Below are 13920 nucleotides of genomic sequence, written 5' to 3' on the forward strand. Positions count from 1 at the left end.
CGCTCGGGTGCGGCGGCGCCTCCCAAGAACGGCGGTCCCTGATTCCCATCCGCCCGCCGTTGCCGCCGCACCCGACCCATTAACTCGAAACGGAGTCTGTCCCGAATGGATCAACCACCTCCACCGCAGCTCACCCGCGTCGGTTTCACCGTCGCGATGGTGCTGTTCATCATCTTCGCGCTCGTCTTCGCCACCGGTGCCGTCTTCATGGTGGTCGCCTTGCGCGAACTGTTCGGCCTCGCCCCCGCCACGGGCTGGTCCGCCGCCTGCGCCCTCCTTGGCCTGAGTCTGGAGGCGCTCGGTGCACTCGGGCTCACCTCAGTCGCGAACGCGCTCATCCCGTTCACCGGCCTGAACCCACTGACCTTCCCCGCGAGGAGGCGCACCGGCCATGCCGACTACCGCTGACCCCACCGCGACAGACCTCGGTGTCCTCCACGCATTCGGCTACGACCTGCACGTCACCTACGACGAAACCGAGAACGGCACCCGCCGCTTCGCGATCCGCTCCCTCGGCGGGAGCGTGTCGGACACGCCCTTGGGCGAGGTCGGACTCACCCGCGGCGGCATGCTCTACCCCGGGCTCAACGCCGACGCCAAACGCCTCGGCTTCGGCCTGGCCGGGGCCGGCGGCCCGGTGCTCATGCGGTTCCTTGTAGAGATCGCCGCCGCCCTCGATGGCGACGGCCTCGACGGCGAATGGGACTTCACCCCCGACCCGCGCTCGCTGATCCCCAGCGACCTGCCGACCCGTGGGACGGAGGCGGCGGCATGGGCGGCCTGATCCTGGCCCTCCTGCTGCGGGCCGCACCGTACCTGACCCACCTGTTCTGGCCCATCCTCGCCTGCGCCGTCCTCGCCGGTTGCGGCATCCAGGTCGCGCTCGACACCGCGAACGGCGCCCTCGACCGCGAATACGCCCTGGCCTTCCTCGCCGTGATCGCGCTCGGCGTCGCCGCCTGCATCACCTGGGCCGTCGGCAATGTCCGCGAGTACCGCCGCGCCCAACCCCCGCAACCGAACCTGTAGACCCCCGACCGGAATTGATCCACCATGGACGAAAGCAACTACGACCAACTCATCAGCGACCTCGAAGCATCCCCCGGCATCATCGCCGGGATCGCGATGATCCTCATCGCGCTCTACATCTTCAGCTCCTACGCACGCGCGAAGATGAAGTACCGCCTCGCGCAGCTGGCCTGGGCTGGCGCCGGTATCGCCGCCATCGTGGGCGCCTGGAGCTACGCCACCACCTACCTCGCCTGACTCCTGAAAGGCCAGACTCGATGCACCCCCGCACCAGTCCGCTCACCCCCGTGCTCAGCGCCGGACTCACACCGTTCACGCCCCCGCGCGACGCCAACCGGCTCATACAGAAGATCCTGCGCCGCAACAACATCCGGGAAGAAGACGACCCGGACTTCATCAACGACATGCGGCTCCTGCTCCGCGAGGTCACCCGGGTCGAACGCCTCTCGAACCTGGGATGGCTCTCGTTCTACAGCGACATCGAGGGACGACTGCGCAACCGGGCCAGAGTGCTGTGCATCCTCGCCGCGCACCCCGAGATCGAACAGGAACCGATCGCCCGGCCGATCGTGGTCGTCGGCCTCCCGCGCACCGCGACCACACTCGCCCACAACATCCTCGCCGGAGCCCCCGGCGCCCGCGGCCCGATGCTGTGGGAGCTGCTGCACACCAGCGTCCCGCTGCCCGCCCCAGCGCAGCGCAAGGTCATCCGCAGCGTCGACAACGCGATGCGCCTCGTCACCACACTCGCGCCGGCCATGCGCGACATCCACCCGCAAGTCGCAAGGCGCCCAGACGAATGCGCCTTCTTCCTCCCGCACGGAGAGCAGCACCTCGCGCGGGTACCACTGCCTGGGTACGAGGCGTGGCTGCGCGAACGGGACTTCGAGCCCGACTATCGGTATCTGCGGCAGGGCCTCCAAGTCCTCCAACACAACCGCGCGGACAGGAGATGGGTCCTGAAGTGCCCCACGCACCTCGGCCGCCTCGACCTGATCCTGAAACTCTTCCCGGACGCGACGATCGTGTGGACCCACCGCGACCCGGTCACCGTCGTCGGCTCGATCTCCTCCCTGGTCGAAACCAGCCGCGCGATGCACCAGCGGCGGCTCCAACCCGACGACCTCCACGACATCGGCCGCATGGCCATCGCCACCATGTCGGCCCTGGTCGCCAAAGGGAGGGACGACCGCACCAGGATTCCCCGGCACCAGGTCATCGACCTGCGCTACCCCGAGCTTACCGCCGACCCGCTCGGCACCGTCGAGAAGCTGTTCGGCACCCTCGGGCTCGAATGGACACCGTCCGACCGAGCCCGCGTGGAAGCGGCCACCGACCGCGGCCCCGGCCGCCCCCACGAGTACACCCTCGACCGCTACGGCCTCGACGAAGCCACCGTCAACCGAGCGTTCGGCGACTACGGGCGCCTCGCCGACCCCCCGATCTTCGGCAGCTCCGTATAAATGCCCCAACCCTTCTGCCTACTTCGGCTGAAGGAAGCGAGGATCAGGTCATGATGCGGTCGGAGTCGATAGATCCAGATCGTAGACGGCGCGATCCTTGCCAGCGCCCTTGAAGTTCTCGATGATCTCGATGGCACCGTCCTTGCGAGTCCCTGGCCTGTTCTGGAATCCCAGTCGCGTCCAGGTCTCGTGAGCGGCGGTGTTGTCGGGTTCGGAGGTGAGATAGATCAGGGTCCTCCCGGCGTCACGTGTCCGATCTGCAAGAACGGCGATCAGCTTCGATGCGATGCCCTTGCGGCGATGATCAGGATGGACCATGACATCTTGGATATATGTCTCGAACGAATCGACCTGCGAGTGGAAGGCGAGCACCGCGCCGATGACCTGTCCGTCCTCGATCATGATCGGGCAGGTATCGGCGAAGAGCGCAGAATAGAGCCAGTAGTCGGATTCGCCGCGGACACGCACGTACGGCTCCCCCTGCTCCATGAGCCGAGTGAGGGCCGGGATGTGTTCCTTACGGAGTGTCGTCAGCTCCATTGTGCCTTCTTTCTGGTGTCGCTGGTTGGTCGATGAGGTCGAGCAGCTGCCTCGCAGCCTGGGCTGGGTCGACCGCGTCGACCACGGCCCGGCCGACGATGAGGATGTCCCAGCCGCCCCGGAGGACGAGCTCGGGGTCGCTGAGGCTGAACCCGCCGCTTACCGCGATCGGACGTTGGGTGAGTGACCTGACCTGTTTGGCTTGCTCAAGCGGGGTTGGTCCGGCGATGCCGAGGTCGATGTTCGTGGTGATGGTGAAGCCGTCGATGCCTATGTGTTCAGCCTGTTGAATCCACTCTCGGTTGCGATGGGCGTCGGGGATGTCGATGGTGACCGGGAGATCGTACTTACGTGCGGCAGTGACTGCCTGATCCATGCTCGCAAAGCTGGCGGGGCCGATGAGCAGAACGGCATCGGCTCCGGCTTTGGCGGCCAGTTCGACCTGGTCTCGGCCCCAGTCCGCCGACATCATCTCGGCGATGATCAGCGATTCCGGTGCGGATTGTCGGATGGCTTCGATCGCCGCGACACCGTTGGTCTTGATGAGCGGGTCGCCGACTTCGATGAGGTCGACGCCGGCCTTCGCTACTGCGGATGCGACCTCTCGGGCCCGTTCGAGGTCGTAGAGGTCCAGGGCGATCTGGAGTGATCTGCGTACCCTCAGGCGGCGGTAGCCGCTCCGGTCGATCCGCCGATCGCTGCGAGGTTCTGTCGCAAGGACGTGTTGGTTGGAATCGGCGGCGCCTCGAGCGGTGATCTCGCCGAGTGCCTTTGCTGCGGCAGGGGGACGACGACGCCATTCCGGGCCTTGGCAGTGGCTGAGGATGATTGCGTCAAGCCGCGGGTCGGCTTCGTGAGCGACGGCTTGCACGAGCGTGGTGCGGACATGCCAGTTCGGGTCCGAGAGAAGGGTTTCGGTGATCGACTCGGCCAGGCCGCCGGACGTGCGAGCGACCGCTGCGGCAAGTCTACTGCGGACCTTGTAATCCGGGTCGTGCGCAAGCGCGGTCAAGCTCGTGGTGTTCGTCGAGAGGTGGTCGGCGGCGGCTTCCGCCAGTGCGGCGCGGACTCGCCAATCCGGATGGGTCTGCAGTTCTGAAATGACGTGCTCGCCGAGTGGGGTCGATTCACCCAGGTAGCGGGCCATGTAGATCGCATGCGAGGGGTTGCTCAGGTTGAGCTTCGTCAGAAGGGCTGTTGCCACTGGCCCTGCCGACTCGGCGACGAACTGGTTGATCGCGGGCCAGAGCTGGCTGCCGTAGCGGTTGAGGGCGTCGCAGATCCACTGAGCTTGTTCAGCTTCGCTAAGGCCGGGTCGGTGGTATCCCAGGAGGGCGGAAGCCAACCTCACGCGGTCGGCCTGGAGCGCTTGGCCTGCGGCGGTGCGGATGACCTCCCGATTGAGTTCCAGGTCGTGCTCGGCTGCAATCTCGAGGATCATCGGAAGCGTGGTCTCGGGATCGCAGCCGGGGGTGAGCGCGGCACTGCTGAGTAGTTCAGGTTGGTGGAATGCGAGGCCGGCAAGGGTCAAGGCGAGCGCTACACGTGAGCGGGCGTCAGTCAGGCTCGTGGTGGCCAGCGCATTGAGCTTCTGGATCGCGCGACCGGGTTCACGCAGAACCTGCAGTTCGGTTAGGTGCCGACGCGCCTGTTCGAAGTCGTCGAGCACGTCGTGTTCGATTATCACCGGCTCGTTCAAGTGCCGCGAGTTCAGCCACTGCTCGATGAAGGTATACGTGTTTCCTTCGCGGGCTTGTCCTTGGGGGAGCTGGGTCTTGATCATGCGCATCAAGAGCGGTGTTCGCGCCATGCGGCGCATCAGCGGAGGAAGCCGGTCCCAGTCGGGTTCATGGGGATTGGCGTGCTCAGACCAGATGCGGCGGGCATCGGCCTCGGTCCAGCGGTCGAGGAGGATCCCTGATTCGGTTCCCACGGTGTGGAGATTGGTTTGCAGGAGCGGGAAACGAGAGAGGTCAGGGATCGGCGGGGTCCTGAAGCAGAGCACGAAGCGCAGGCGGTGGTCGTAGATGTAGCGGATGAGGGTGTCGCACCCTCGGGCGGCGGTGTCGAGGCGTTCGGGGGTGTCCAGCCCGTCGATGACAATGACCGTCGTCGCTCCCGCATTGAAGAGCGCATGCTCCAAGGAAAGTAGCGAATCGTCTCCACAGGACCGGGAGTCGTATCGCAGGATCTCGCGGGCAAGGTCAGTGCTGGAGTCCCACTCGCTGCCGTTGTGGAGTTGGATCACTGTTTCGGTGTGATGGCGCTCAGCGAGGTGGAGAGTAAGGCTGGTCTTCCCGGTGCCGGCCGGACCGGTGACGAGGAGCGCCCGGTCGGCAGATGCCAGGAACCTGTCGAAGGCTGCAACCGCCGGTTCGGGCCGATGGTAGTGACGCGCGTGATGTTGTCGCAGTTGCTTCATGAGGTGCGCAGTGCGACCCCGGCTGCTTTCGCCCCACGATGGAAACGGTCTAGCCCCCGAGCTGTTCACGGGCGTGAACTCCCGTTGCTGCTCTTCCTCGGATACTGCTGGTAGTACCTGACGCTGCGGAGGCTGGAACCCGAGTTCCTCGTTGGTGTCGACGCCAAGGATCGCCCGCAGTGCATCGCGATAGTCCTTCTGCGGCCAGCGGATATTGCCCCGCTCGAGTTTCCCGATGTAGTTCGCGTCGAGGTCGCACTCACGCCCACGTCGAGCCTGGACCCATGCGTTCACCGCACCCGCCAGTTCGATGCGGGACATGGACTGTGCCGGGGCCTCCTCCGAGCGTGTCTGTTCGCGAAGGCGCCGCAATCGGTTGTTCGCGTACGCGTTGTTCACGGTGGGCTCCTGCGATCACTCGCGGCAGCGGATCGCGACTGCCGGTCCGGGGGAGATTACAAGCATCCCATAGGCATCCCCCCAAAGCTCCCTTCCCCGAACACGCACACCGTCCGAGACTGAAAAGCATCCGACAACACGAAGAGGAGGGCAAATGGCCACTTCACCGACCCAGGCCGGGCAGGCCGACACCGATCCCGAGCTCAAGAAGGCCGCGGTCTCGACCGTGATCCCGACCGAGTCCGGCGTCATCCGACTGACCCGCCGCAACACCTCGGCGACCTTCGCCATCCAGCAGAACAACTAGCCTCCGGAACCCGGAGCCGATACACCTCGCAGGAAGGACTCAGGTGCCAGTCATGGAAACCGAGTACGTTCATTCACCGGACCTCAGGGTGCGTCGGCTTCGGGCCGGCAATGCCCCGCTCGTTTGGACGGGCTCAGGACACGACCGCTACGGCGTCGAAGTCGACGCTCCGTCACCCGCCGAACTCATCACCTGGCTGCTGAAAGCCAGCCGCCCCGCCACCGAATCCGGGCTGCTCGCGTCGCTGCGCGCCGACCTCGGTATCGAAACCGATGCGGCCAAACAGGTCCTGAAGGAGCTGATCGAGGCCGGAGCGCTCATCGAAAAGGACTCGAGCGACCTCGCCCGGGTGCGCGCCGAGCGCTGGCAGGAGTTCGGCTGGTTCGATCCGGCGGCATTCCACTCGGCGACCTTCGGACAGCGGTTCGACCCCGACACGCTCGACGGCATGGACTACCCGACCTACTACCGGCAGCTGCTCGAAAACAGCCAGGACGTCGGCGAGCAGCCCCCGGCGGTGAAGCCCGTCGACCTCTACGGCGAACCGGTCGAGGTCGAACCCACCGACAGGGTTCCCGTCGCCGCCGAGACGGTGTTGAACGGCCTTATGCCGATCAACCACTTCGAACGATCGATGCTCGATGCCGCCGACGTGGTGGGGCTCCTTGGCGACGCCGCCGGGGCCCAACGGACCGTCGGCGGCACCCTCGGGGAACACCTGATCAAGGCACATCCCTCAGGCGGCGCGCGCCACCCGCTGGAGTGCTATGTGGTTGCCAAACACCTGAACGGCATGCCGGGCGGCGTCTACCACTTCCAGCCGACCGACCACCGGCTCAGGCCCGTCCCCGGCGCCGGCGCACCCGAGGAGATCGACACGATCTGCTTCGGCAAGGGCGGCATCGCCACCGCCGCAGCCGTCGTGGTAGTCACCTGCCGCTGGCTCAGGCACAGCTGGAAGTACCGCTACCCGCGGTCCTACCGGATGATCATGCTCGAACTCGGGCACCTGGTCCAAACGTTCAATCTCACCGCGGCGGCCCGAGGGCTCGGCGCCTACCACTGCCCCTCCGTCGACGACGCGGCCATGCTCGAATTCCTCGGCTTGGACGACGACGGCATCGAGGGCCCGCTGTACGCCATCGGCATCGGCGCTGAAGGGATTCGATGATGACGCCTGCACTCCGCGACCAGACCACGCTGTACCTCACCGCCGGCATCGTCCTTCAATCCTCTGATAAGGACGGCTACACCCTTGCCTGGGGCCGCGGTTCCGACCGCGAGTACTTCGCCACCGATTCCGCCGACCTCGCCGGACTGCTCATCTCCATGCCGCAGACCGTCAGCGCCGCGCGGGCCCAGCAGCTCATCGCCGAGAAGCTTGGGGCCTCCGGCACCGCCGCAGTTGAGGTGGTCCGGAACCTGCTCGACTACGGCTACTGGTGCACCGAACCGAGCGGCCTCTCCACAGGGGAGCAAACCTGGATCGGCCTGGGCTGGGAAGACGCCCTGGACTACCACCGCGCGTCGAGCAGGACGATCTGGAGCCACGACTACAGCGGCTCCCCACAGGTCATGACCCGCAACCTGGTCGACCAAAACGTCCAACCCGACACGCCCCGACCCGAACGCTGGCGGGCGTCGATCACCGAATCACTGCCGCTTCCCGCACCGGGCCCGATCCCGGCGGACTTCTGGGACGTCCACGACAGCAGGCGAACCCACCGCAACTTCAGCGGCACGTCGATCGACCTCGGCGACCTCGCCACGATCCTTGGCCTGACCTTCAAACCGCGATTCCCCGAATCGTCCCCGTACCTGTACACGACCCAGTCCTACAGCCTCGGCGCCCCGTTCAACGCCTTCGTGATCACGGGCGGCTCCGGAGCCCCGCCCGAGATCCGACAGGACTTCGCGGTCTACCACTACGACCCCGTCGAGCATGCGCTCGGCCTCGTCCAAGCCGACACGGGCATCGGGCAGTTGGACGACCTCATGTGGAGCCAGTCCTATGTCAACGACGCCCCGGCAATGCTCGTCATCTGCGTCGACTGGCAGCAGTACATGTGGAAGTACCGGTTCCCGAGGGCCTACCGATTCGCGCTGACCGAATGCGGCGCGTTCATGCAGACGGTCCAGGTGCTCGCCAACGCGATCGGCCTGCGGTCGTTCGCCACCCCGGCCATCGACGACATGGCGATGTGCAAGACGCTGGGCGTCTCCGACGTCGACCACTCGCCGCTATACATGGCAGCGCTAGGCCGCAGCAACTGACCAGGAGCCGAGCAAGGGCGGGGCCGTGGAACCGATATCGGTTCCACGGCCCCGCCGCCTTTAAGGTGTCTAGCCTGTCTGCTCGACCCGCTCGATTGCGAACCGCAGGTCAAGCTCGTCGGCTTCCTCGGCATCGTTGCCCGGGTCCGATCGCTCCACGGAGACCGCCAGCACCGCTTCGGCGAGGTCGGCCGCGAACTCCTCGACAGCGGCAGCGATCTCGCCCTCAGCTTCCCAGACCAGGGTTATGCGGTCTGTCACGGCGAAGCCGGCTTGCTTGCGCGCCTCCTGGACCAGGCGGACCACTTCGCGTGCGAGCCCCGCGCGACGAAGTTCAGGAGTGATCGTGGTGTCCAGCGCTACCGTCACGTCCCGCTGGGTCGCCACCGCCCAGCCTTCGAGCGGTGTCTGGACTACCGACACCTCATCAGCGCCGATCTGAACTGCCTGGCCATCGGCGTCGAGCTCGATGGTCGTGCCGGCCTCAACTGCGGCCGCGATGGCAGCCGCGTCGGCAGACCTGATGGCCGCGGCGACTTGCTGGGTCTGGGAGCCGAACCGCTGGCCGATGGCACGGAAGTTGGGCTTCACCTCGACGTTGACGACTTCGCCGCCCGATTCCAGCGCTTCGACCACGCGGACGTTCAGCTCATCGGCGACATAGGCGAGCAGCTCCTGCGGCGGAAGCTCCCGACCAGGGACACCGACGAGAACACGGGCCAGAGGCTGACGGACCCGCAGGCTGTTGGTCTTGCGCGCGGTCCGGCCGGCGTCGACGATCGACCGGATAACGCTCATGTATTCGCGCAGGTCGCTGTCGAGCGCGGCGCGGTCCTGCTCCGGCCAGGACGCCAGATGCACCGACTCAGCGGCGGCAGGGTTGACAGGGCGGAGCACCTGCTGCCAGACCTGTTCGGTAATGAAGGGCGTGAACGGGGCGAGCAGTCTGGTGAGGACGTCAATCGCCTCGTGCAGGGTGGCGAGTGCGGCGGGCTCACCCGCCCAGAACCGCTGCCGGGAAAGACGCACGTACCAGTTGGAGAGGTCGTCGATGAACTGGTTGAGCGCACGCCCGGCGCTCGTGGTGTCGAAGTCCTCCATCGCCTCGCTGACCTGGCCCACCAAGTGATGGAGTTCGGCCCGGAGCCACCGGTCGAGCGGCGTGAAGTCCGACCCGGGGACAGCAGTGTTCGGGTCCCAGGCGTTGGCTTCGGCGTAGAGGGTGAAGAACGAGACGGTGTTCCAGTAGCTCATCAGGACTTTCCTGACGACCTCCTCGAGCCCGGTGTCACCGACGCGGCGGGAGACCCACGGGGAGCCGGCGCACAGCATGTACCAGCGCAGCGCATCCGCGCCGTGCTTGTCCATGAACGGGATCGGCTCGATGACGTTGCCCAGGTGCTTGCTCATCTTGCGTCCGTCCTCGGCCACGATGTGGCCGAGGCACAGGACGTGCTCGTAGGAGGAACGATCGAACACGAGGGTGCCGACGGCCATGAGCGTGTAGAACCAGCCGCGGGTCTGGTCGATCGCCTCCGCGATGAACTGGGCCGGATAGGACTTCGCAAACGCCTTCTCACTGCCTTCGACCCACGGGTAGCCCAGTTGCGCGAACGGCATCGCACCGGAATCGAGCCAGGCGTCAGCGACCTCCGGCACCCGCTGTGCGTCCGTACCGCAAGTGGGACACGCGAAGTGGATCGCGTCGATGTACGGGCGGTGCGGGTCGAGGTCGGACAGGTCCTGCCCGGCGAGTTCGCCGAGCTCGGCGCGGGACTGGACACAGGTGATGTGGCCTTCTTCGCACCGCCACAAGGGCAGCGGTGTGCCCCAGTAGCGGTTGCGCGAGAGCGCCCAGTCGATGTTGTTGTTTAGCCAGTCGCCGAAGCGCCCGTCCTTGATGTGCTCGGGGTGCCAGCCGGTCTGCTGGTTTTCCCGCAGCAGTGCGTCACGGATCTGGGTGGTGCGGATGTACCACGACAGCTGTGCGTAGTACATCAGCGGCGTGTGGCAGCGCCAGCAGTGCGGGTAGCTGTGCTCGAACGTCTCGGCCCGCAGCAGCACCCCACGGCGGTCGAGCTCGGCGACCAGCACCGGGTCGGCGTCCTTGAAGAACAGGCCGCCGACGAGCTCGATCCCGGATTCGAACGTGCCGTCGGCGTTCACCGGGTTAACGACCGGCAGATCGTAGCGGCGGCAGGTGGCGAGGTCGTCGGCGCCGAACGCCGGGGCCTGGTGGACCAGGCCGGTGCCGTCCTCGACGGTCACGTAGTCGGCCAGGATCACGAAGTGCGCGTCCGGCACCTCGATCAAGTCGAGCGGTCGACGGTAGCGGATCTTCTCTAGGTCGCGCCCGGCAATGGTCGCGAGGACTTCGGCCTCATCCCCGAGCACCTTGGAGACCAGAGCTTCCGCAATCACGAACGTGCCGCGTTCGCTGCGGACAACCGCGTAGGTGACCTCGGGGTGGACGGCGACCGCCGTATTCGAGACGAGCGTCCACGGGGTGGTCGTCCACACCAACAGCTCGGCGCCAGCGACACCGGCGATCTCGCCTTCTACCGGGAGACGCACGTACACCGACGGGTCCTCGGCCATCTCATAGCCTTGGGCGACTTCGTGATCGGACAGGCCGGTTCCGCAGCGGGGGCAATACGGGGCGACCCGGTGGTCTTCCGCCAGCAGCCCCTTGTCGTGGATCTGCCGCAGCGCCCACCACACGCTCTCGACGTACTCGGGGTCCATGGTCCGGTAGGGCTTGGTCAGGTCGACCCAGTAGCCGACCCGCTCGGTCATCGCCTCGAAGTCGCTCACGTAACGCTGGACGGACTCCCGGCAGCGAGCGTTGAACTCGGCGATGCCCACCCGTTCGATGTCCTGTTTCCCGGAGAGACCGAGTTCCTTCTCGACGGCGATCTCCACCGGCAGGCCATGGCAGTCCCAGCCCGCACGCCGGGTCACATGGAAGCCCTTCATGGTCTTGTAGCGCGGGAACACATCCTTGAAGACCCGCGCTTCCACGTGGTGGACCCCGGGGCGGCCGTTGGCGGTCGGCGGGCCCTCATAGAACGTCCATTCCTGGCCGCCCTCGGTCTGGGACAGACTCCGCTGGAAGATCTCGCGCTCACGCCAGAACGCAAGGATTTCGTGGTCGACGGCGGGCAGGTCGATTCGAGCGGGCAACGCGCGCACTACGGGCTCGGCAGGCATTCTGGTCCTCGGCATCGGTAGGTGTAATCCGTGCGAGGACGAACCGCCGGGCCACCCCCGACGATCCGCGGTACCACCTCACTTTGCTGCTCGCTCGGAGCAACCGCTCGTTGGACGGCTGTCACGGGCCGCTCCCGTCCGGTTCTACTAGATTCCACTGGAACCGTTCTTCCGGAGGCTCACCGGTGATGGCCGGGTCAACGCCTGTTCTCGCACTGTAGCGCATCGCGGAACAGAGTCGGATGTGGTGGGCTCTACGTCCGGTTACTTCGTTTCCTCCGTGCGACAGACGGCTTGGCCTTTCAGGGCGCGGGCGATGTCGGCCCGGCCCTCGGCGACGCCGCGCTTGACCGGCGCGGCCGGTCCTCGGCGAGCCACGCGTCGAGGACTCGCGGACGCCGAGTAGACGCGACCAAGCGGGCGCGGCAGTCGTGCCGGTGTTGATGTCGATGGCGTAGCGGCGCGCGAGAGCGGTTACTTCACTCATAAGGGTGGTGCTCCTTATTCAGCTAGATTCAGTTGTGGCAGAACAAGTGCTAAGTCTATTTGTGGCAGTGCGATCATCTTGGAATCAACGGGTCCGGGTCACATGATGTGACCGAAGCCTGGGAAACTCAACTTGCCCGATCCCGAATTGGAAGGCAGCGCGCGATGCGCCAGGACGAGTTCAACAAGGAAACACTGCGTATTTCCCGCATCGCTGTGAAAATCGCACTTGTTTCGGCCGCTCTTACCCTTATTGGCACCGCATGGATGGTCTTCAACGACCTCGGAGGCGTACCGTGGGCAAAAGGGATGCTTGCGGATTCGAATGCTTCTGAGCCCATGGACTCGGCTACATCCGATGCTTCCTCTGGGCCCGAAGATAAGCGGGCATCTTCCGAATCGGCAGAAAACGATGCTTCGGAGGAGGGATCACCGCAAATCGAAGTTGCCGCCACCTTGCCGGACGTTGACGAGATTCAAGCGGATGACAAGCCGAATTTGGACGCAACCCGGCTGTGGGCCTGGGTATCGGAGGGCGACTTGACCTTCTGGGGTGCGCTTGGGCACACAAGTCTTATTTTGGTTGCATTTGCGATCGTGGCTTCGGGTACTGCGTTTGCATTCGCGCTGTGCCGGATCATGCATGATCAAAACAATCAATGGTTCGGAATTCCGTATTTGTTGGTGCTCCCGGTCGGCGGCGTAGTGATGGGCGTGTACTCGTTTGGCGGCGAGCAGAGCGCATGGTGGATTGTGCCGCTGGTGCTTGTAATTTTGATCGAATCAGTCGTGCTATTGATAGCGTCATTTACACTAGTTCTCGGAACTTGCGAAAAGCTCATTCCATACCGGGATGTCGCTGACGAGATCAAGGTTGTTGCTAGGAAGTTCGACACGGGTCGCGGTCCACTTTTCCGGTGGTTTGTTGGCGAATCGCTTCCAGCGTCTGCCTCCGAAGTCCAGGCGAAGCTTGTTGAGACTGATCCTTCGGTTGTTGAGCAAGCCATTATGGAAATTGATCGGATTCAAGGGTCACTGCCAGGCGTTGCGAACGTTCGGCGAAAATTTCCGAAGGAGCGAGCGACGATGCTGCATGCCAGGTTGTCTCGCATTCGAAACGCGCTTCATTGGAGTCGTGAAGAACGAAGCAAACGTGACGCCGCCAAGGCCGTCTCTGCAGCGAAGGCACAGGAGGTAATGGATGCTGCCGCGAAGGTACTAGCTGAGGCTGAAGCCGCTCTAGCGAAACATAAGGCTCGGAGGGAGGCAGAAACTCAGGCCAAAGAAAAAGAACGCACAATCGCTGATGCTATTGCTAGAGACCAAGCCTGGCAAGGACTTGACGTGAAGACTCGTACTGATGTGAAACGACAGGTGGAGTCACTGGTGCTCGGCCAGGAGGTGCGGTTCGCAGTTGAAGGTCAGCCGAACTACCACCACTTCGTCGGGCGCGATGAAGGTAACCTGTTCTTCAGCCAGCTGGACGGATTTGGGCGCCCTACCGAGGAGAGCATCTGGTGCGCATCTGAGGCCGACGTCTTGAATGCATACGTTCTCGACTCGTTCCGACCGCTTGAATCCATCCACGAGAACGTGGCTAGGCTGCCGCAGGGAATTTACTTCCCAGGAACAGTGCTGAATCGACGGCTTATCAAGATTGCTATCGCCCGGCCCCGGCCGGTGATTCTCGGGTGAGCAGGACTCGATAGTTGTCGCTAACTTGGTACCGCCAGTTTTCGTCGGTGCCCACCCACTCGAGGAACGACAGCCGATCCCGGATCTCGTAGGCG

Annotated in this window: 12 protein-coding genes; 9 read left to right on the top strand and 3 right to left on the bottom strand. The window is 64.9% G+C overall.

The window, feature by feature from the left end:
- The first annotated feature begins 105 nt into the window (after positions 1 to 105).
- From ACGGCP_RS21650 to ACGGCP_RS21670, 5 genes are read left to right on the top strand one after another with little or no spacing between them, the layout of a single operon-like run.
- Positions 106 to 408, top strand: a complete 303-nt coding sequence (locus tag ACGGCP_RS21650) for a hypothetical protein (protein ID WP_392968930.1) — start codon at positions 106 to 108, stop codon at positions 406 to 408.
- On the top strand, positions 392 to 784 hold the full coding sequence (locus tag ACGGCP_RS21655) for a hypothetical protein (protein WP_392968933.1): 393 nt from the start codon (positions 392 to 394) through the stop codon (positions 782 to 784). The genes ACGGCP_RS21650 and ACGGCP_RS21655 overlap by 17 nt, the downstream gene beginning before the upstream one ends.
- A complete protein-coding gene (locus ACGGCP_RS21660) occupies positions 772 to 1029 on the top strand; it encodes a hypothetical protein (RefSeq protein WP_392968936.1) in 258 nt (85 codons plus the stop codon). Before ACGGCP_RS21655 ends, ACGGCP_RS21660 begins: the two co-directional genes overlap by 13 nt.
- Positions 1030 to 1053: 24 nt before the next feature.
- Positions 1054 to 1266, top strand: a complete 213-nt coding sequence (locus ACGGCP_RS21665; protein WP_392968939.1) for a hypothetical protein — start codon at positions 1054 to 1056, stop codon at positions 1264 to 1266.
- A gap of 20 nt (positions 1267 to 1286) precedes the next feature.
- The gene (locus tag ACGGCP_RS21670) at positions 1287 to 2492 is read left to right on the top strand and encodes a sulfotransferase family protein (RefSeq protein WP_392968942.1); all 1206 of its coding nucleotides are present in this window, start codon (positions 1287 to 1289) and stop codon (positions 2490 to 2492) included.
- 48 nt (positions 2493 to 2540) lie between these two features.
- Here ACGGCP_RS21670 and ACGGCP_RS21675 read toward each other — a convergent pair whose 3' ends face one another.
- Entirely contained in the window at positions 2541 to 3032 is a 492-nt protein-coding gene (locus ACGGCP_RS21675) for a GNAT family N-acetyltransferase (protein ID WP_392968945.1), read from the bottom strand.
- Complete coding sequence (locus tag ACGGCP_RS21680; RefSeq protein ID WP_392968948.1) at positions 3010 to 5853, bottom strand: orotidine 5'-phosphate decarboxylase / HUMPS family protein; 2844 nt, start codon at positions 5851 to 5853, stop codon at positions 3010 to 3012. The genes ACGGCP_RS21675 and ACGGCP_RS21680 overlap by 23 nt, the downstream gene beginning before the upstream one ends.
- A 154-nt stretch (positions 5854 to 6007) precedes the next feature.
- On the opposite strand from ACGGCP_RS21680, the gene ACGGCP_RS21685 reads away from it, so the two are divergent.
- The 3 genes from ACGGCP_RS21685 to ACGGCP_RS21695 are packed head-to-tail and all read left to right on the top strand — an operon-like array spanning position 6008 to position 8434.
- A complete protein-coding gene (locus ACGGCP_RS21685; RefSeq protein WP_392968951.1) occupies positions 6008 to 6160 on the top strand; it encodes a hypothetical protein in 153 nt (50 codons plus the stop codon).
- 52 nt (positions 6161 to 6212) lie between these two features.
- A complete protein-coding gene (locus tag ACGGCP_RS21690) occupies positions 6213 to 7331 on the top strand; it encodes a SagB/ThcOx family dehydrogenase (protein ID WP_392968954.1) in 1119 nt (372 codons plus the stop codon).
- On the top strand, positions 7331 to 8434 hold the full coding sequence (locus ACGGCP_RS21695) for a SagB/ThcOx family dehydrogenase (RefSeq protein WP_392968956.1): 1104 nt from the start codon (positions 7331 to 7333) through the stop codon (positions 8432 to 8434). The genes ACGGCP_RS21690 and ACGGCP_RS21695 overlap by 1 nt, the downstream gene beginning before the upstream one ends.
- A gap of 69 nt (positions 8435 to 8503) precedes the next feature.
- On the opposite strand, the gene ileS is transcribed toward ACGGCP_RS21695, so the two are convergent.
- Positions 8504 to 11644: an isoleucine--tRNA ligase gene (gene ileS / locus ACGGCP_RS21700; protein ID WP_392968959.1), complete on the bottom strand. Its 3141-nt coding sequence runs from the start codon at positions 11642 to 11644 to the stop codon at positions 8504 to 8506.
- Between the two features lie 651 nt (positions 11645 to 12295).
- Between ileS and ACGGCP_RS21705 the strand changes: the two genes are divergently transcribed.
- On the top strand, positions 12296 to 13825 hold the full coding sequence (locus ACGGCP_RS21705) for a hypothetical protein (RefSeq protein WP_392968961.1): 1530 nt from the start codon (positions 12296 to 12298) through the stop codon (positions 13823 to 13825).
- The last annotated feature ends 95 nt before the right edge of the window (positions 13826 to 13920 follow it).

Source organism: Glycomyces sp. NPDC048151, assembly GCF_043202775.1.
Taxonomy (GTDB): domain Bacteria; phylum Actinomycetota; class Actinomycetes; order Mycobacteriales; family Micromonosporaceae; genus Glycomyces.